Origin of the sequence: Streptomyces sp. NBC_00237 (genome assembly GCF_026342435.1) — a bacterium.
In the GTDB taxonomy this organism is placed as follows: Bacteria; Actinomycetota; Actinomycetes; order Streptomycetales; family Streptomycetaceae; genus Streptomyces.
In genome coordinates, this window is record NZ_JAPEMT010000002.1 from 1,813,235 (window position 1) to 1,829,491 (window position 16,257).

Sequence of the window (16,257 nt, forward strand, 5' to 3'; positions counted from 1 at the left end):
CCGTCCAAGGGGGCTCGGCGGAAGTGGAGGGGTGCCTAGGATGCGGGTATGTCATTGGCGCATGCGATTCTCACTGCCCTGTTGGAGAAACCGTCGTCGGGGCTGGAGCTGACGCGGCGGTTCGACGTTTCCATTGGGTACTTCTGGTCGGCCACGCATCAGCAGATCTATCGCGAGCTCGGGAAGCTGGAGCAGTCCGGGTTCATCCGGGCGCTGCCGCAGGACGTGCCGACCCGGGGGCAGAAGCGGGAGTACGAGGTGCTGGCCGCCGGGCGCGAGGAGCTGATCGCGTGGGTGGCGAAGGCGGAGGACCCGCGTCCGCTGCGGGACGCCTTCGCGCTGCGGCTGCGGGCGGCGGCGATGGTGGGGACCGGGGAGTTGCTGGGCGAGGTCGAGCGGCATCTGGGGCTGCACCGCGTGCAACTGGCGACGTACCGGGAGATCGAGAAGCGGGACTTTCCGGTGCGGGCGAGCGGCCGCGAGGAACGGTTGCAGCATCTGGTGCTGCGGGCCGGGGTCGAGATGGAGCGGTTCTGGGTGGAGTGGCTGGAGGAGGCCATGGTGGAGTTGCGGGAGTTGGAGAAAGAGAGCTGATGCATGCGCGAAGGGCCGGATCCCCGGGTGGGGGTCCGGCCCTTCGCGTGTGACGCGGCCCTGGCGGGAGGCCAGGAACTCGTGCGTGGCTCAGCCCTGGCGGGAGGCCAGGAACTCGTCGAAGTTCAGGCGGCCGTCGGCGTTGCCGTCGTGCGCGTTGATGATGGCCTGGGCCACGGTCTCGGTGACGGTGAAGTCGCCGAGCTCCGCCATCACGCTCTTGTACTCGGCCGCCGTGATCGTGCCGTCGCCGTTCTTGTCGAACTTGTCGAACGCGTTGCGCGCCGACTCGATGTCGATGTCCGCCATGTGGTCCACCCCTTGGTGCAGTCAGGCCAATACGGCGACAGGTTAGCGGCCCTGGTCGGCACCGAGGTGGGGCGGGTTCGGGATTCGGTTGCCGAAGTAGTTCCGGGTGACGTCGTCGGGGGTGGGGGTGCCCGCGCCTCGGGCCGGGGAGGCGGGCTTCAGGCGTACGCCGGCGGAGGTGGCCGGGGTGGGGACGCGGAAGAGGGGGTCGGCGGTCAGGGCCTGGGGATCGCGGGGCTGGGCGGTGTTCCGGTAGAGGTTGCCCGAGTAGGTGGAGAGGGTGTCGACGGTCGGGGAGCCGGTGGGGGCGCCGTCGAAGCGGGTGGGGGTCTTGTCGCCCTGGACGACGAAGAGGATGCCGCCGCTGGGGTCGGGGTCCTTGTGGTCGGAGCCGTTGACGTCGTGGACGTCGACGCGGTCGACGGCGTAGTGGCGGCCGAAGTCGGTCAGGAGGACCAGGAGGCCGGCGCGGCGGTCGGTGGTCGTGGCGGGGCCCGTGTTGGAGAGGTTGAGGTTGCGGATCTCGAAGCCCTGCGAGTCGCGCAGGAAGAGGGCGGCGCGGGCGCCGTCGCCCTCGATGCGGGGTTTGGCGCGGCCGGTCCCGTGCGCGTCGAGGCGGGTGGGGGTGCCCTGTCGGGTGGGGCGAGGGTGCCGGTGCAGGTGGTGCCGCGCTTGAGGAGGAGGCGGTCGCCCAGCCGGTACGCGATGGATGCCTTGGCGAGGGTGCGCCAGGCGGTCCGGGGGGGCGCCGCCAGCGCTGTCGTTGCCTGAGGTGCAGTCGAGGTAGTGGGTTGTTGTTCGGGTACGGGGCTCGGCCTGGGCGATGGTGGTGGGCAGGGCCGCTGCGGCGTTTGTGGCGTTCAGGGCCAGGAGGAGGGCGGCGGGGCGGGTGACGTTGGGGAGGGGCGGCATGGGCGGACGGTGGGTGGGGTGGTGGGGGTGGGGGTGGGGCCATGGGTTGTTCGGGGCAGTGCTTGGATCCGCCGAGGGCAGTGCTTGGATCCTCCGTATGAATGGTGTCGTGGGAGTTCCGTACGGGCGCAACTCGCTTGCGCAGTTCCTCGATTCGGCGGCGCGGGGGGTGTTCCCGGAGCCGGACGGCGGGATCACCGTGGTGCCGCAGGCAGAGGACCGGGTGGCCGGGGTGCTGTCGTTCAGCGCGCACTCGGTGATCTTCACGGATGAGGACCCGGAATGGGTGCGGCGGACCTGGGCGCAGACGCCCTGCGATCCGTTGGCGGCGTCGATGAATCCGGTGTTCTTGGTGGCGTTGGCCGAGAAGGCGGGGAGGCGGATGAACGACACGATTGATCTGCTGACCGTCGCGGAGGCTCTGCCCGGGGCGCCGGACGCGGGGTTGGGGTTGGTGGAGATCCAGGATGCGGCGCATCCTCGGGTGGTGCGGGCGAGGAAGTTCCGGGACGGGGTGCGGGTGTGGCGGTCGGAGCGTGGGGGTGTGCTGGTGCTGGGGCGGGGGGTCGCGGGGCGCTGGGAGGCGGCGATCGAGGTTGACGAAGGGGCGCGGGGGCGGGGGCTTGGGCTCCAACTGGCCTTGGCGGCTCGGCACTTGGTGCCGGGTGGGGGTGTGGTGTGGGCGGAGCAGCCGCCGGGGAACGCGAGGAGTGTGCGGGTGTTTCAGGGGGCGGGGTTTCGGGCGGTTGGATCGGAGATCCTGATGGTGCGGGGGTAGGGGGCGGGGGTTGTCCGTGCGGGCCGGTGGGTGGCTGGGGTTACTGCCGGGGGCTCCGCCCCCGGGCCCCCGGCCCGCCTTCGGCGGGGTGAGTCCCCTACCCCGCCCCTTCACCTAAAGCGCTCGCCGCGCGGCTGTCTCGGGTAGGTGCGGGTGCGTCGTGGTTGCTCGCGCAGTTCCCCGCGCCCCTGACGGGGCGCGCCCTGTGTGTCTAGCGGAAGATTCCGGTGTGGCCGAGGGAGTAGCGGCCGGGTTGGGGGTAGACGGCCAGGCCGTGGGGGCCGTCGCCGACGGGGATGCGGGCGAGTTGGCGGCCCGAGGTGGTGTCGATCGCGTAGACCTCGGAGTCGTAGCGGCCGGCCAGCCAGAGGACCTTGCCGTCGGCGGAGACGCCGCCCATGTCGGGGCTGCCGCCGTCGGGGAGGTGCCATTTCTTGGTGAGCTTGTCTGCGGCGAAGTCGAAGACCGAGATGGAGCCTTCGCCTCGGTTCGGGACGTACATCTCCTTGGAGTCGCGGGAGATGTAGAGGCCGTGGCAGCCCTTGCCGGTGGGGAGGAGCTTGGGGGTGGTGAACTTCTCCCCGTCGAGGACCCACATGCCGTGCGCCATCATGTCGGCGATGTAGAAGGTCTTGCCGTCGGGGGAGATTTTGACGTCCTGCGGCATGGCTCCCTCGAAGGGGAGTTTCTGTTGGCCGATGACCTTCATCTTCTCGGTGTCGACCTTGAGGAGTTCGCCGGAGAACTCGCAGGAGACGACGAAGTAGCGGCCGTCGGCGGAGAAGTCGGCGTGGTTCACGCCCGCGCAGGTGACGGGTTCGGTCTTCACGCGGTTCATGGTGTGGGGGTCGCGGAAGACGAGTTCGCGGTCCATGGAGGCCATCACGACGGCGTGCTTGCCGTTCGGGGTGAAGTAGAGGTTGTAGGGGTCGTGGACCTCGACGGGGTTTCCTGCTTTGCCGTTGGCGGGGTTGATGGGGGTGAGGGTGTGGCCCCGGTTGTTGTTGACCCAGAGGGTCTTCATGTCCCAGGAGGGGACGACGTGCTGGGGCTGGATGCCGACGGGGATGGTTTCGAGGACCTTGTAGGTCTTCGGGTCGATGACGGAGACCGTGTTGGAGTTGGTGTTGGGGACGTAGACGCGGGAGGGGAAGTTCCGGGCGACGGGGGCGATGTTGCCGGGACGGTTGGCCGCGTAGATGTCGTTCGGGTTCTGGACCGGGGGCATGCCGGGGAGGCCCGCCGGGATCGACTTCTTGAGGTGCGCGGGCGGGGCGGCGGCCTTCGTGCCGAGGGCTTCGACGTTGTTCTTGTCGCCGGGGTCGGCGCAGGCCGCGAGGGTGGTCAGGAGGAGTCCGGCCAGGCAGAGAGTGCGGGTGCGGGTGGTCATGGGGTCAGCAGCTCCGTGGTGGTGACCGCGCGCAGACCGCGGCGGTGGAGGTCGTCGAGGAGGGCGGGCAGCGCGGCGACCGTGTCCGCGTAGCCGAAGTGCAGGCTCACCACGGATCCGTTACGGATCTCCCCGGCGACCTTGCGGGTGACGGCCGTCGCGCCGGGCGAGGTGAAGTCGAGGGAGTCCACGTCGTACGAGAGGACGTGGGGGTAGCCCGCCCGGTGGGCGAGGCGCTGGAGGCGCGGGGTCACGTGCTGGGTGCGGGACGGGCGGAACCACGTGCCGATCGAGCCGGTGAGACGGCGCAGACGCTGGGCGCAGGCGGTGATCTCGCGGAGGGCTTCCGCGTCCGGCATGTCGGAGATCGTGAGGTGGCGTTGGGTGTGGTTGCCCAGGTCGTGGCCGCCGTCGAGGATGCGGCGGGCCATGGCGGGGTGCTCGTCGAGCCAGCTGCCGACGGCGAGGACGGTGACGCGGGCTCCGGCGCGTTCCGCCTCGGTGAGGAGGGTGGTGGCGATGGCGGGGTCGCCCTGGCCGTGGAAGGTGAGGGCGACCGCGGGGCGGTCGCGGGGGCCGTGCTCGATCTGGGCGGGGCGGCCGGGGAAGCGGTGGGGGGCGGGGGCCGGTGCGCTGCGGCCGGAGGCCCCGGCTCCGGAGTCCTTGCCGCCGGGGTGGGTGGCGGTCGGGGCGGGGGTCGTGCGGGTGGTGGGGGTGCCGCCGGTGCCCGTCATTCCGTCCGGGCCCGTGGGGGTGGCCGGGGCGGTGGGGGTGGTGGTTCCGGTGCCGTCGCTCTGTCCGGCGGAGGCCGCGGCTCCGGACCGTACCGCTGTGGAGGGGGGAGGGCTGCCACAGGCCGTGCCCAGTGCGGCGGTCAGGGCGGTGCCTGCTCCGGCGCGCAGGAGGGTGCGGCGGTCGGTCGGTGGTGCGATGGGGCTCACCTCGCCGGTGTTGGGTGGGGCGACGGGTGGGGGCGTGGTGGGCCCCGGGTGAGCACCATAAATGTGAAGAGAGCAGAATCTGATGATTGGTCCGATGGGGGCGTTTCGGGGGTACGGGGTACGGGGGTGGGGTGGGGCTCGCCTTGGTGCGAGGGCGGTGGCGGGGTGGGGCGGGGGTGCTCCGGGGTGGGCCCGGAGCGAGAGAGGCCGCCCCCTTGCCCGCCCGTTCCGCCCCCGGGGGGGCGGCCCCGCCGCCCAAGGAGGCGAGGCGGAAGCGGAGGGGGCTGGGCCCGCCGCCCAAGGAGGCGAGGCGCCGCCCAAGGAGGCTAGGCGAAGGCCCCGCCGCCCGAGGGGCCAGGCGAAGGCCCCGCCGCCCGAGGGGGGACTGGGGGTGTAAACGCCAGAAGCCCCCAGGCGCCGGGGTGGGGCGCACTGCGGGGGCTTCCGAGGGGGCCGAGGAGCGGAAGGGGTGTGCTCCAGGGCCTGGTTGACGAACTGGCCCGGGTCAATGGGGTTCGTGTCTCCGACTATGGCAGACAGGCGGCTTCAAGCCAAAAGTTCTTAGCCGGGCATAGTGGGGCAATTACGCACACTTTAGAAGTGAATCGTTGGTGAGGTGGACCACTGACCTGTCATTCGCTGCATAAGTATGGGGTTTGGTGCGTGAATCATCGAGGGAGAGGGTGGCCGGACACGGATCCCCGGGCACCCTCGGCGGCCGTCAGCGTTCGCGGTCCACGACCCGCATCTCGAACCACGTCGTCTTGCCGCGCGGCAGCAGGTCCACGCCCCACCGGTCCGAGAGCTTGTCGACCAGGAAGAGGCCCCGCCCGCTCACGTCCAGCTCGCTCACCGGCATCAGGCACGGCAGGCCGCGGGAGGGGTCGCGCACTTCGACGCGGATCCAGCCCCGGCGGCGCAGCATCCTCAGGCCGAAGACGCGCGCGCCCGTGTGCCGGACCGCGTTGCCGACCAGTTCGGAGACGAGCAGTACGGCGAATTCGGAGACCTGCGGGGAGAGACCCCACTTGTGCTGCACCACCCACAGGGTGAGACGGCGCGCGGTGCCCGCCGACTCGCCCAGCGAGGGCAGCTTCACCTCGCCGTCCGTCGGGTCCCCGAACGTCTCCCGCTCCCCGCGCGTACGTTCGCACTCAACGGCCGGCATCCACCGCGCAGCGGTCGCCTGACCCTGCCGCCGCGGCTCCTCCACACCCTCCAGGCCCGCCATGCCCCCCATCATGGCCGCCGCCGGGACGGTACGGGGTGTTCCGGGGGAAACAAACCCCCGGAACACCACTCCCCCAGGGAGGCACCTGGCATGTGCCAGAGACAAAAACGGGCGCCCATTACGGGGCTGACCTGCGATGACCTGGGGAGTGCGGGTGATCACCCGCAGTGCGGGACTCGTCACCCTTAACCCGCACTTAAGGCTGAGCTAACCCTCGACGGGGGTGACCAGCCGTCAATTGGCCACGAATCAGAGGAACTTGGCCTTGCCGGGGCCCTCCTCCACGAAGCTGCGCATGCCGCGCTCGCGGTCCTCGGTGGCGAACAGGCCCGCGAACCACGTGCGTTCGATGGCGAGGCCGGTCTCCAGGTCCGTCTCCAGGCCCGTGTCGATGCACTCCTTCGCGGCGCGCAGGGCCAGAGCCGGGCCCTGGGCGAGCTTCGCGGCCCAGGCGTGCGCCTGCTCGTACACCTCGGCGGCGGGGACGACGCGGTCGACGAGGCCGAGGGTCAGGGCCTCGTCCGCCTTGACCATGCGGCCGGTGAAGATGAGGTCCTTGGCCTTGGAGGGGCCCACCAGGCGGGACAGGCGCTGGGTGCCGCCCGCGCCGGGGACGAGGCCGAGCAGGATCTCGGGCTGGCCCAGCTTCGCGTTGTCGGCGGCGATGCGGAAGTCCGCGCAGAGGGCGAGTTCGCAGCCGCCGCCGAGCGCGTAGCCGGTGACGGCGGCGACGACGGGCTTGGGGATGCGGGCGACCGCGGTGAACGACTCCTGGAGGGCGCGGGAGCGGACCACCATGGCGGTGTGGTCCATGGCCTGCATCTCCTTGATGTCCGCGCCTGCGGCGAACACCTTCTCGCCGCCGTAGATCACGACCGCGCGGACGTCCTCGCGCCGGGTCGCCTCGTCGGCGAGCTCGCGCAGGCGGTCCTGGGTGGCGACGTCGAGGGCGTTCATCGGGGGGCGGTCGAGGCGGATCGTGCCGACGCCGGAGGTGACTTCGAGGGTGACTGTCATACGGGGAGGTTAATCGGCGTTCACGCAACGGGGCCCGGTGCACTTGGTCACAGTGCACCGGGCCCGTACCCGTACAGACAGCGGGAGGAGCTACTTCGTCCAGTCCGACCAGGACATGTTCCAGCCGTTGAGGCCGTTCTCCGGGGCGATCTGCTTGTCGCGCGAGTTCTTGACGATGACCACGTCACCGACCATCGAGCCGTTCCAGAACCAGGCGGCGGGCGTGCTCGTGCTGGTCGCACCGCGCTGGTCGCGCAGGCCGACGCAGCCGTGGCTGACGTTGGCGGAGCCGAAGGTGCCGGAGGAGGCCCAGTAGTTGCCGTGGATGAAGGTGCCGGAGTCCGACAGGCGCATGGCGTTCGGGACGTCCTTGATGTCGTACTCACCGCCGAAGCCGACGGTCGCGCCGTTCATCCGGGTCACCTTGAGCTTCTCGCTGATGACCATCTGGCCGTTGTACGTCGTCGTGGACGGCGCGCCCGCGGTGATCGGGATGGTGCGGATCGTCTTGCCGTCGCGGACGACCTTCATCGTCTTCTTGCTCGCGTCGACGGTGGAGACCTGGCTGCGGCCGATGGTGAACTTCACCGTGCGGTTCTGCTTGCCGTAGACGCCCTTGCGGCCCTGGACGCCGTCCAGGTTGATCTTGACGGTGACCTTGGTGCCGGGCTTCCAGTACTCCTCCGGGCGGAAGTCGAGGCGGTCGTTGCCGAACCAGTGGCCCTCGATCGGCACGGACGGCTCGGCCGTCACCTTGATCGCGTTCTTGACGGCGTCCGGCGAGGTGATGCCCCGGCTGAAGCGGAAGGACACCGGCATGCCGACGCCGACCGTCGAGCCGTTCTCCGGGCGGAAGTCGCCGATGAAGGTGTTCTTCGGGACGAGGGTGGTGAAGCTGGTGTCCTGCGCGGAGGCGCGGCCCTCGGTGTCCTTGGCGATGGCGTGCACCTTGTAGGTGGTGCTCGCCGCGAGGTGGTGGACCGGTTCCCAGCCGGAGCCGTCGGCGGAGACCTTGCCCTCGATCTCGTTGCCCTTGGTGTCGGTGACCTTCACCTCGGAGAGCTTGCCCTTGTCAGCCGTGATCTTCAGGGTGCCGCTCGTCGCGACGTCCTTCGCACCGTTCTTCGGGGCGACGGTGACCACGGCCTGGGACGCCTTGGTGTCCGCCTGGCCGGGTTCCTGCTTCTCCTTGTCCGCGGGACCCGTTTCCGTGCCGCCACCGCACGCGGTGACGAGGAGCAGCAGGGCGCCGAGCACGAGCGCGAGCAGTGCCCGGCCGCCGTTGCCCCGTACCGCCCGGCGACCTGTGGATGCCTGGACCTCGAAGGTCCGGACCGACTGCCTGTTCAATGTGGAATTCTCCCCTCGCGCACGGCCTGACCAGGCCCGCACCCCCGTACGCAACGACCGCGCACACTGCGCTAGATAATCACACCGGGCACGGTGGGAACTCCCCGGGAATGTCACCGTTCCGTCCCAAGTGACGGGTGGGTGTCAGGCGGGTGACGGAGCCACGTCGTCGCAGGCCACAGCAGCCGTCCGGGGTCAGCGCAGGGCGGAGCCCGCCGTCCATTGGTCCCATCCCATGTTCCAGCCGCCGAGGCCGTTGTCGGGAGCGACAATCCGGTCGGTCGAGTTGATGACTTCGACGACGTCGCCGACGAGCGTGCGGTCGAAGAACCAGCCCGCCGGGGTCGATCCGCTGCCGCCCTTCACGTCGCGCAGGCCGATGCAGCCGTGGCTGGTGTTGCTGGAGCCGAAGACTCCCCTGGCCCAGTAGTTGCCGTGCAGGAAGGTTCCCGAGGCGCTGAGCCGGACGGCGTGCGGGACGTCGGCGATGTCGTACTCGCCGCCGAAGCCGACCGTGCGGCCGTTCATCCGGGTCACGTCCTGCATCTCGCTGACCACCATCTTTCCGTTGTACGTGGGGTTCTTGGCGGTGCCCGCGCTGATCGGCACCTCCGAGAGCACCTCGCCGTCGCGGGTGACGGTCATGGTGTGCGCTTCGGCGTCGACGAGGGAGGTCTGGTGGCGGCCGACGGTGAAGGTGACGGTCTTGTTCTGGATCCCGTAGACCTCGGGCGCTCCGGCGACGTCGCGCAGCCGGATGTCGGTCGTCACGCGGGTGCCTGGCTTCCAGTACGTACGCGGCCGGAAATCGAGCCTCTCCTTGCCGAACCAGTGGCCGACGACCGGCACGGCGGGCTGCGACGTGACGCGGATGGCGCGCTCGACGGCCGCCCTGTTCTCGATGGGCCGGTTGAAGGAGAAGGAGACGATCATCCCGGTGCCGACGGTGGAGCGGTTCTCGGGCTTGAAGTACCCGATGAAGCGCTCGTCGGGGACGTGCGTGGTGAAGGACGTCGTACGAGCGGACCGCTTGCCGTCCTCGTCGACGGCGACCGCGTGCACGGTGTACTTGGCGGCAAGCAGCAGCTTCCCCGCGCCCGTCGGGGCCTCCGGCTGCCAGGACGTACCGTCGGCGCTGATCCTGCCGCGCACCTCCTGCCGCTCGGAGTCCTCGACCCGCAGCACCCTCACCCGTTCCAGGCGTCCTTCCGGGACGCTCACTTCGAGGGGGCTGCCCACCAGCACGTCGCGGGCCTTGTCGGCGGGGACGACGCGGATCGCCTCCTCGGGCGACAGGGGCTCGCCGTCGAACCAGGAACCCAGGCCGCCGGAGCAGCCGGTGAGGGCGAGAGCCAGGGCGGCGGCGGCCGCGGCGCGGGCGAGGGTTCGTGTCACTGGGTGTCTCACGTTCGGGACAACGGCCAGCGGCCTGCGGGGGAAACGTGAGTGCGAGCGCCACTCTGGGCATGACAGCAGGGAGGACCTCATGTGGAGAGCCTGGCGGCCGGGACGCCGCTGGGCCTCTCGACTCGCCGGTCCCCGACGAGCCGCAGGAGGCTGACAGGTGTCGAGCGCACCCGAGAGCGCACCCAGGAACGCATCCGGACAGGACGTGCAAGTGGTACGTGCGGGAGAGGCGCTCCGCAGCCCCCCGGACAGGGCCGCGATCAGGGCCGGGCACGCCGACGGCCCCCGGGAGCAGCCCGGCGAGAGCCCCCGGCCACCCGTGTGGCCGGGGGCTCCGAACCCCCTGGGGGCCCGTTTCCGGGTCGGCCCCGACGGGAGCACGGGCACCAACTTCGCGCTGTGGGCGGGCGGGGCGGAGGCCGTCGAGCTGTGCCTGTTCGACGCGTCGGGCACGGAGACGCGCTGCCCGCTGAGCGAGCTCACCCACGAGGTGTGGCACGGCTTCGTGCCGGGGGTGCGTCCCGGGCAGCGGTACGGGTTCCGGGTGCACGGCCGCTGGGACCCCTGGACGGGGGCCCGCTGGAACCCGGCGAAGCTCCTCCTGGACCCGTACGCGCGCGCCGTCGACGGCGACTTCACCCTCCCGCCCGAGGTGTACGGGCACGTCCGCGACTGGCCCGAGCAGCACGTGGCCGACACCGTCCGCGACGGGCGCGACTCCGCCCCGTACGTCCCCAAGGGGGTGGTCGTCCATGACGACGACGACTGGGCGGACGACCGCCGTCCGAAGACGCCGTGGGCGGACTCCGTCATCTACGAGCTCCACGTGCGCGGCTTCACCATGCGCCACCCGGACGTCCCCGCCGAGCTGCGCGGCACGTACGCGGGCCTCGCGCATCCGGCGGCGATCGACCATCTCGTACGGCTGGGAGTCACGGCCGTCGAGCTGCTGCCGGTGCACCAGTTCGCGCACGAGGACCATCTGCTGCGGCGGGGGCTGCGCAACTACTGGGGCTACAACTCCATCGGCTACTTCGCCCCGCACGCGGGGTACGCGGCGTCGGGCACGACGGGGCAGCAGGTCGGCGAGTTCAAGCGGATGGTGCAGGCGCTGCACGCGGCGGGGATCGAGGTCATCCTCGACGTGGTCTACAACCACACGGCGGAGGCGGGCGAGCTGGGCCCGACGCTCTCGATGCGGGGCATCGACAACCGGGGCTACTACCGCCTCCAGGAGGACGCCCGCCGGTACGCGGACTACACGGGCTGCGGCAACACGCTCCACGTCGTCCAGCCGCACGTGCTCCGGCTGATCACCGATTCCCTGCGGTACTGGGTCAACGAGATGGGCGTCGACGGCTTCCGCTTCGACCTGGCGGCGGCGCTGGCCCGCTCGATGCACGACGTGGACATGCTCTCGCCGTTCCTGGCGGTGATCGCGCAGGACCCGACGCTGCGGCGGGTCAAGCTGATCGCGGAGCCGTGGGACGTGGGGAACGGGGGTTACCAGGTCGGGGCGTTCCCGCCGCTGTGGACGGAGTGGAACGACCGCTACCGGGATGCCGTACGGGACTTCTGGCGGGGCGCGCTGCCGGACGTACGGGACCTGGGGTATCGCCTCTCCGGGTCCAGCGACCTGTACGCGTGGGGCGGGCGGCGGCCGTACGCCTCGGTCAACTTCGTGACGGCGCACGACGGTTTCACGCTGCGCGACCTGGTCTCGTACGAGCAGAAGCACAACGCGGCCAACGGCGAGGGCAACCGGGACGGCACGAACGACAACCGGTCCTGGAACTGCGGTGAGGAGGGCGAGAGCGACGACGCGTCCGTGCTGGCGCTGCGGCGGCGGCAGGTGCGGAACCTGATGACGACGCTGCTCCTGTCGACCGGGGTGCCGATGCTGGTCGCGGGTGACGAGATGGGGCGCACGCAGAGCGGCAACAACAACGCGTACTGCCAGGACAACGAGACGAGCTGGGTGGACTGGTCACTGCTCGGCCGGCCGGAGTGGCGGGCCCTCTTCGACCTGACGTCCCGGCTGCTCGCGCTGCGGCACGCGCATCCGGTGCTGCGGCGGCGGGCGTTCTTCTCGGGCCGGGCGCAGGGGGAGGACGGGCTGCGGGACGTGGCGTGGTTCACGACGGAGGGGAAGGAGATGACGCAGGAGGACTGGTACGCGCCGACGTCCGCGCTGGGGATGTACCTGTCCGGGAGCGACATCCCGGGGCGGGACGCGCGGGGCGAGCCGATAGAGGACGAGAGCTTCTTGGCGGTGCTGCACGCGGGCGCCGACCCGGTGGGATTCGCCCTCCCCGGGGAGCCGTGGGCGGCCTCGTACACGTGTGTCGTGGACACGTCCCGGGAGGGGGCGGAGGGGACGGGGACGGTGCACGAGGGGGGTGAGGTGGTGCGGGTGCCGGGGAGGGCGGTGGTGTTGTGGAGGGTCAGCCGGGGACCGAGTAGCCGGTGAAGCCCGCGCGGGGCAGGCGCTCCTGGGCGTAGCCGTCTTCTGTGGGGATGTTCAGGTAGGTGTGGAAGGAGCCGTCCGCCGACTCGATCCAGCTCTTGGGGGGGGGGAGGGGTGGGTGGTTTCAGCCGAGAATGCCGCGTTCGTAGCCGGTGGCGACGGCGGCGGCCCGGTCGTTGACGCCCAACTTCGCGTAGAGATGGGTGAGATGGGTCTTCACCGTCGCCTCGCTCACGAAGAGGATGCGGGCGATCTCGCGGTTGGAGGTGCCCTTGGCGACCAGGGCGAGGACCTCGCGTTCGCGGGCCGAGAGGGGGGATGCGGAAGTCCCCGCAGCGGGTGCCGGTTTGCGGACCTGGGTGACCAGGCGGGTGGCGACCGCCGGCGAGAGGACCGTGCGGCCCTCGGCGGCCGCCCGTACGGCGGTGAAGAGCTCCTCGCGGGGGGCGTCCTTGAGGAGGTAGCCCGTCGCGCCCGCCTCGATCGCGGGGAGGGTGTCGGTGTCCGTGTCGTACGTGGTGAGGACCAGGACCTTGGAAGGCAGGCCGCGTCGGGTGAGTTCGGCGATGGCTGCCACTCCCCCGCCGCCCGGCATCCGGAGGTCCATCAGGACCACGTCGGGGCGCAGCGCGGTGGCCAGCTCGACCCCCCGGGGCCCGCTTTCGGCCTCGCCGAGGACCTCGAAGCCGGGGGCCTCGGCGAACATGCCGCGCAGGCCGTCCCGGACGACCGGGTGGTCGTCGACGAGGAGGAGGGTGATCACGGGGACGTCAGCGGGGGTGTCAGCGGGGGTCTCAGCGGGGGTCTCAGGCATGGTTGACCAAAGGTACGCGGGCACAGACGGCCGTGCCGTAGCCGGGCTCGGACTCGATCTCGACGGTGCCCGCGATGCGTTCGGCGCGGGCGCGCATGCCGTCGAGGCCGAAGCCTCCCGCCTCCGTCCGGGCGGCGACGGCCGACGGGTCGAAGCCGGTGCCGTCGTCGCGGACGTCGAGGGCGACCTCGTCGTCCATGTAGGAGAGGGTGATGCCCGCCCGGGTGGCACGGGCGTGCCGGGAGGTGTTGGTGAGGGCTTCCTGGGCGATCCGCAGGAGGGTGGCGGCAACCTCGCCGTGGAGGGGTTCCTCGGTGCCGGTGACGGTGAACTCGGTGCGGATTCCGGTGCGTTCGGCGTAGGCGGCGACGGTCTTCTTCAGGGCCTCGGCGAGGGTGTCGTGCTCCAGGGCGGCGGGGCTGAGGTTCTGCACCGAGCGGCGGGCCTCGCCCAGGCTGGTGCGGGCCAGGTCCTGGGCGCGGGTGAGGTGCACGGCGGCCGTGTCCGGGTCGGTGGTGGAGGTAACGACCTGGAGCTGGGTGATGATCCCGGCCAGGCCCTGCGCGATGGTGTCGTGGATCTCGGCGGCGAGGCGGCGGCGCTCGTCCGCGACGCCCGCTTCCCTTGCCTGGAGCAGGAGTTGATCGTGCAGGCCCGCGTTCTCGACGAGGGTCTGCTCCAGGCGGGCGTTGGTCTCCACGAGGGCCGCGATGGCGGCCTCCTTCTCCTGGGCCGCCTTCACCTCCCGTGCGCCCATGTGCATGAAGAACGAGGAGAGGCATGCCTGGATCAGGAACAGAATGCCGAAGGCGGTCCAGGACATGCCGTCCGTCGGCGGCATTCCGCCGGACTGGGAGCCCGCGAGGGTGACGGCGGTGACCAGGATGCCGATCCTGGCCGCCCTCGGGGGCAGCAGGTACACCGAGTCGAAGTAACCGATGCTCGCGTAGATCGCGAAGAACGGGTTGACCCAGGAGGCGGCGAAGGCGAGGGCCGTGCGGACGACGTAGTAGACGCGGCCGGTGACGGAGAACTCGGGAAGGCCCCGGCGGGCCCGGTTCCAGACCAGGTGCAGGACGGCCAGCACCGCGATCAGCACGCCGACGGCGACCTTGTCCGCGTCGTCCCGCATGACGATGGGGGCCGCCGCGTACGCGATGACCGTGGAGAGGAAGAGCAGCGCGAACGGGCCGTAGCGGTGGAACTGGTCCATGCGCTCTTCGACGCTCACCATGGCGGTGCCCTCCCTCGTGGAGCGGACGGCCGACGCCTCCGCCCCTCCACCGTGGACCGCTGCTCGCACGCGCGCCCGCGAGACCGCTACTCCCACGTGAACCAGCGGGACGCGGCGGCGATCAGCACGACCGTCCACGCCACCAGCACGCCCAGGTGGTCCCAGCCCGGCCAGGATCCGATCATCGCATCATTGAGGGCCTGCGAGGCGGCCCCGAGCGGGGTGAACTCGACGATCGTGCGCAGGGTTTCGGGCATCTGCTGAACCGGGAGCCAGACGCCCGCGGTGAACATCGCCGGGAAGAAGACCACCGACCCGACCGCCTGAGCGATCTTCGTCGTACGGGAGACCGCGCAGACGACGCCGCCGAGGGCGAGAGCGGCCAGGGCGGCGACGACCAGGGCCAGGACGTAGCCCACGAGCTGCTGGGGGAGCGCGACATCGAAGGCGATGCGGCCGACGGTCATGGCCAGCAGACCGGAGCCGATGGCGGCGACCGCGTTGACCGCGATCTGCGCGCCCAGCAGCGTGGCGGGGCGTACCGGAGTGGTCGACATGCGGCGCAGGATCCCGCGTTCGCGGTACCCGGACAGGGTCGGCGGGAGGGCCTGGAGACCGGCCATGATCAGGGCGAGGAGCACGGCGACGGGAACGTAGACGTCGATGGTCCGCAGTCCGCCGAGTTCGGCGGAGGGCTTCTGGAAGTCGGGGACCAGGCCGATGATCACCATCAGTACGGTCGGGAAGAGCAGGACCCAGAAGAGGACGCCGGGCTCGCGGCGGTAGAGGCGGGCTTCGGTGCGCAGGACTGCGGTGCTGGCGGACATGGTGGTGATCACGCAACCTTCGTGGTGGTGGGGGCCACGGCGTCCTGGCCGCCGTTCTCGGTGAGGTCGAGGAACGCGTCGTCCAACGTGGCGTCGGTGACGCGGAGTTGGTGCGCCTCGATGTGGTGGCGGGCGAGGAGCGAGATCACGGCGTTGACCGTGCGGTCGGTGCCGTTGATGACGACGCGCTCACCGTCCCGCTCGACCGAGGCGGCCTCGGGCAGCCCGGCGAGCTCGGCGCGCTCCAGCGGGCGGGACGGGGTGAAGCTGATGACGGTGGAGCTGGCGGAGCGGCGGATCAGTCCGGCCGGTGAGTCCAGGGCGGCGACCCGGCCCTTGTCGATGACGGCGATACGGTCGCAGAGCCGCTGGGCCTCCTCCATGAAGTGGGTGACGAGCAGGACGGTGACGCCCGAGTCCCGTACCTCCTCGATGAGCTTCCAGGTGTCGCGGCGGGCCCTCGGGTCGAGCCCGGTGGTGAGTTCGTCGAGGACGACCACGCGGGGGTTGCCGACGAGGGCGAGCGCGATGGACAGGCGCTGCTTCTGGCCGCCGGAGAGCTTGGCGAAGCGGGTGCTCAGCTTCTCGGTGAGGCCGAGGCGTTCGGCGAGGTTCCGCCAGTCGGCGGGGTTCGGGTAGAAGGACGCGTACAGCTCCAGGGCCTCGCGGACCAGGAGTTTGGGCTGGAGTTCGCTCTCCTGGAGCTGGGCGCCGAGGAGGTGGGTGACCTTCCGGTGGTCGGCGACGGGGTCGAGTCCGGCGACCCGTACGGTGCCGGAGTCGGCGTGGCGCAGACCGGAGACGCACTCGACGGTGGTGGTCTTCCCGGCGCCGTTGGGGCCGAGGATGCCGAAGATCTCGCCCTCCTCGACGGAGAAGGAGACGCCGTCGACGACGGTGCGGCCGGAGTAGCTCTTGCGGAGGTCCCTGACGTCCACCAGGGGCACGGTGCGAATGCTGGCTTCGTGAGGCATGGCACGAGCATC

15 protein-coding genes are annotated in these 16,257 nt (G+C 70.9%); 3 read left to right on the forward strand and 12 right to left on the reverse strand.

The features are described from left to right. Positions 1–48: 48 nt before the first annotated feature. On the forward strand, positions 49–594 hold the full coding sequence (locus OG897_RS21825; protein ID WP_266658875.1) for a PadR family transcriptional regulator: 546 nt from the start codon (positions 49–51) through the stop codon (positions 592–594). Between the two features lie 90 nt (positions 595–684). Here the strand turns inward: OG897_RS21825 and OG897_RS21830 are convergent, their stop codons facing one another. Then, entirely contained in the window at positions 685–903 is a 219-nt protein-coding gene (locus OG897_RS21830; RefSeq protein WP_266658876.1) for an EF-hand domain-containing protein, read from the reverse strand. Positions 904–945: 42 nt separating this feature from the next. Beyond that, positions 946–1,815, reverse strand: a complete 870-nt coding sequence (locus OG897_RS21835) for a hypothetical protein (RefSeq protein ID WP_266658877.1) — start codon at positions 1,813–1,815, stop codon at positions 946–948. Between the two features lie 109 nt (positions 1,816–1,924). Here OG897_RS21835 and OG897_RS21840 point away from each other — a divergent pair, with 109 nt between their 5' ends. Next, on the forward strand, positions 1,925–2,593 hold the full coding sequence (locus OG897_RS21840; RefSeq protein ID WP_266658878.1) for a GNAT family N-acetyltransferase: 669 nt from the start codon (positions 1,925–1,927) through the stop codon (positions 2,591–2,593). Between the two features lie 211 nt (positions 2,594–2,804). On the opposite strand, the gene OG897_RS21845 is transcribed toward OG897_RS21840, so the two are convergent. From OG897_RS21845 to OG897_RS21870, 6 genes are all read right to left on the reverse strand, one after another. Further along, positions 2,805–3,983 (reverse strand): YncE family protein, encoded by a 1,179-nt coding sequence (locus tag OG897_RS21845; protein ID WP_266658879.1) that lies wholly within the window; start codon positions 3,981–3,983, stop codon positions 2,805–2,807. Next, a complete protein-coding gene (locus tag OG897_RS21850) occupies positions 3,980–4,924 on the reverse strand; it encodes a polysaccharide deacetylase family protein (protein ID WP_266658880.1) in 945 nt (314 codons plus the stop codon). Before OG897_RS21850 ends, OG897_RS21845 begins: the two co-directional genes overlap by 4 nt. A 721-nt stretch (positions 4,925–5,645) precedes the next feature. Continuing rightward, on the reverse strand, positions 5,646–6,167 hold the full coding sequence (locus OG897_RS21855) for an ATP-binding protein (protein WP_266658881.1): 522 nt from the start codon (positions 6,165–6,167) through the stop codon (positions 5,646–5,648). Between the two features lie 237 nt (positions 6,168–6,404). After that, a complete protein-coding gene (locus OG897_RS21860; RefSeq protein ID WP_266658882.1) occupies positions 6,405–7,172 on the reverse strand; it encodes an enoyl-CoA hydratase/isomerase family protein in 768 nt (255 codons plus the stop codon). Between the two features lie 90 nt (positions 7,173–7,262). Next, entirely contained in the window at positions 7,263–8,441 is a 1,179-nt protein-coding gene (locus OG897_RS21865) for an Ig-like domain-containing protein (protein ID WP_266660391.1), read from the reverse strand. 276 nt (positions 8,442–8,717) lie between these two features. Further along, a complete protein-coding gene (locus OG897_RS21870) occupies positions 8,718–9,917 on the reverse strand; it encodes an Ig-like domain-containing protein (RefSeq protein WP_266658883.1) in 1,200 nt (399 codons plus the stop codon). Positions 9,918–10,188: 271 nt separating this feature from the next. On the opposite strand from OG897_RS21870, the gene glgX reads away from it, so the two are divergent. Further along, a complete protein-coding gene (glgX, locus tag OG897_RS21875; RefSeq protein WP_266660393.1) occupies positions 10,189–12,399 on the forward strand; it encodes a glycogen debranching protein GlgX in 2,211 nt (736 codons plus the stop codon). 121 nt (positions 12,400–12,520) lie between these two features. Here the strand turns inward: glgX and OG897_RS21880 are convergent, their stop codons facing one another. The 4 genes from OG897_RS21880 to OG897_RS21895 form a co-directional block, all read right to left on the reverse strand. After that, on the reverse strand, positions 12,521–13,210 hold the full coding sequence (locus OG897_RS21880) for a response regulator transcription factor (RefSeq protein WP_323188085.1): 690 nt from the start codon (positions 13,208–13,210) through the stop codon (positions 12,521–12,523). Next, positions 13,203–14,444 (reverse strand): sensor histidine kinase, encoded by a 1,242-nt coding sequence (locus OG897_RS21885; protein ID WP_266658884.1) that lies wholly within the window; start codon positions 14,442–14,444, stop codon positions 13,203–13,205. Before OG897_RS21885 ends, OG897_RS21880 begins: the two co-directional genes overlap by 8 nt. Before the next feature lie 86 nt (positions 14,445–14,530). Continuing rightward, entirely contained in the window at positions 14,531–15,271 is a 741-nt protein-coding gene (locus OG897_RS21890) for an ABC transporter permease (RefSeq protein ID WP_266660396.1), read from the reverse strand. Between the two features lie 8 nt (positions 15,272–15,279). Continuing rightward, on the reverse strand, positions 15,280–16,245 hold the full coding sequence (locus OG897_RS21895; protein WP_266658885.1) for an ABC transporter ATP-binding protein: 966 nt from the start codon (positions 16,243–16,245) through the stop codon (positions 15,280–15,282). Between the last annotated feature and the right edge of the window lie 12 nt (positions 16,246–16,257).

What these genes read in the sequence shown, in the direction of transcription:
- OG897_RS21825 (WP_266658875.1), top strand. Translation starts at nt 49, where the DNA reads ATGTCATTGGCGCATGCGATTCTCACTGCCCTGTTGGAGAAACCGTCG.
- OG897_RS21830 (WP_266658876.1), bottom strand. Translation starts at nt 903, where the DNA reads ATGGCGGACATCGACATCGAGTCGGCGCGCAACGCGTTCGACAAGTTC.
- OG897_RS21835 (WP_266658877.1), bottom strand. Translation starts at nt 1,815, where the DNA reads ATGCCGCCCCTCCCCAACGTCACCCGCCCCGCCGCCCTCCTCCTGGCC.
- OG897_RS21845 (WP_266658879.1), bottom strand. Translation starts at nt 3,983, where the DNA reads ATGACCACCCGCACCCGCACTCTCTGCCTGGCCGGACTCCTCCTGACC.
- OG897_RS21855 (WP_266658881.1), bottom strand. Translation starts at nt 6,167, where the DNA reads ATGATGGGGGGCATGGCGGGCCTGGAGGGTGTGGAGGAGCCGCGGCGG.
- OG897_RS21860 (WP_266658882.1), bottom strand. Translation starts at nt 7,172, where the DNA reads ATGACAGTCACCCTCGAAGTCACCTCCGGCGTCGGCACGATCCGCCTC.
- OG897_RS21880 (WP_323188085.1), bottom strand. Translation starts at nt 13,210, where the DNA reads ATGCCTGAGACCCCCGCTGAGACCCCCGCTGACACCCCCGCTGACGTC.
- OG897_RS21885 (WP_266658884.1), bottom strand. Translation starts at nt 14,444, where the DNA reads ATGGTGAGCGTCGAAGAGCGCATGGACCAGTTCCACCGCTACGGCCCG.
- OG897_RS21890 (WP_266660396.1), bottom strand. Translation starts at nt 15,271, where the DNA reads ATGTCCGCCAGCACCGCAGTCCTGCGCACCGAAGCCCGCCTCTACCGC.
- OG897_RS21895 (WP_266658885.1), bottom strand. Translation starts at nt 16,245, where the DNA reads ATGCCTCACGAAGCCAGCATTCGCACCGTGCCCCTGGTGGACGTCAGG.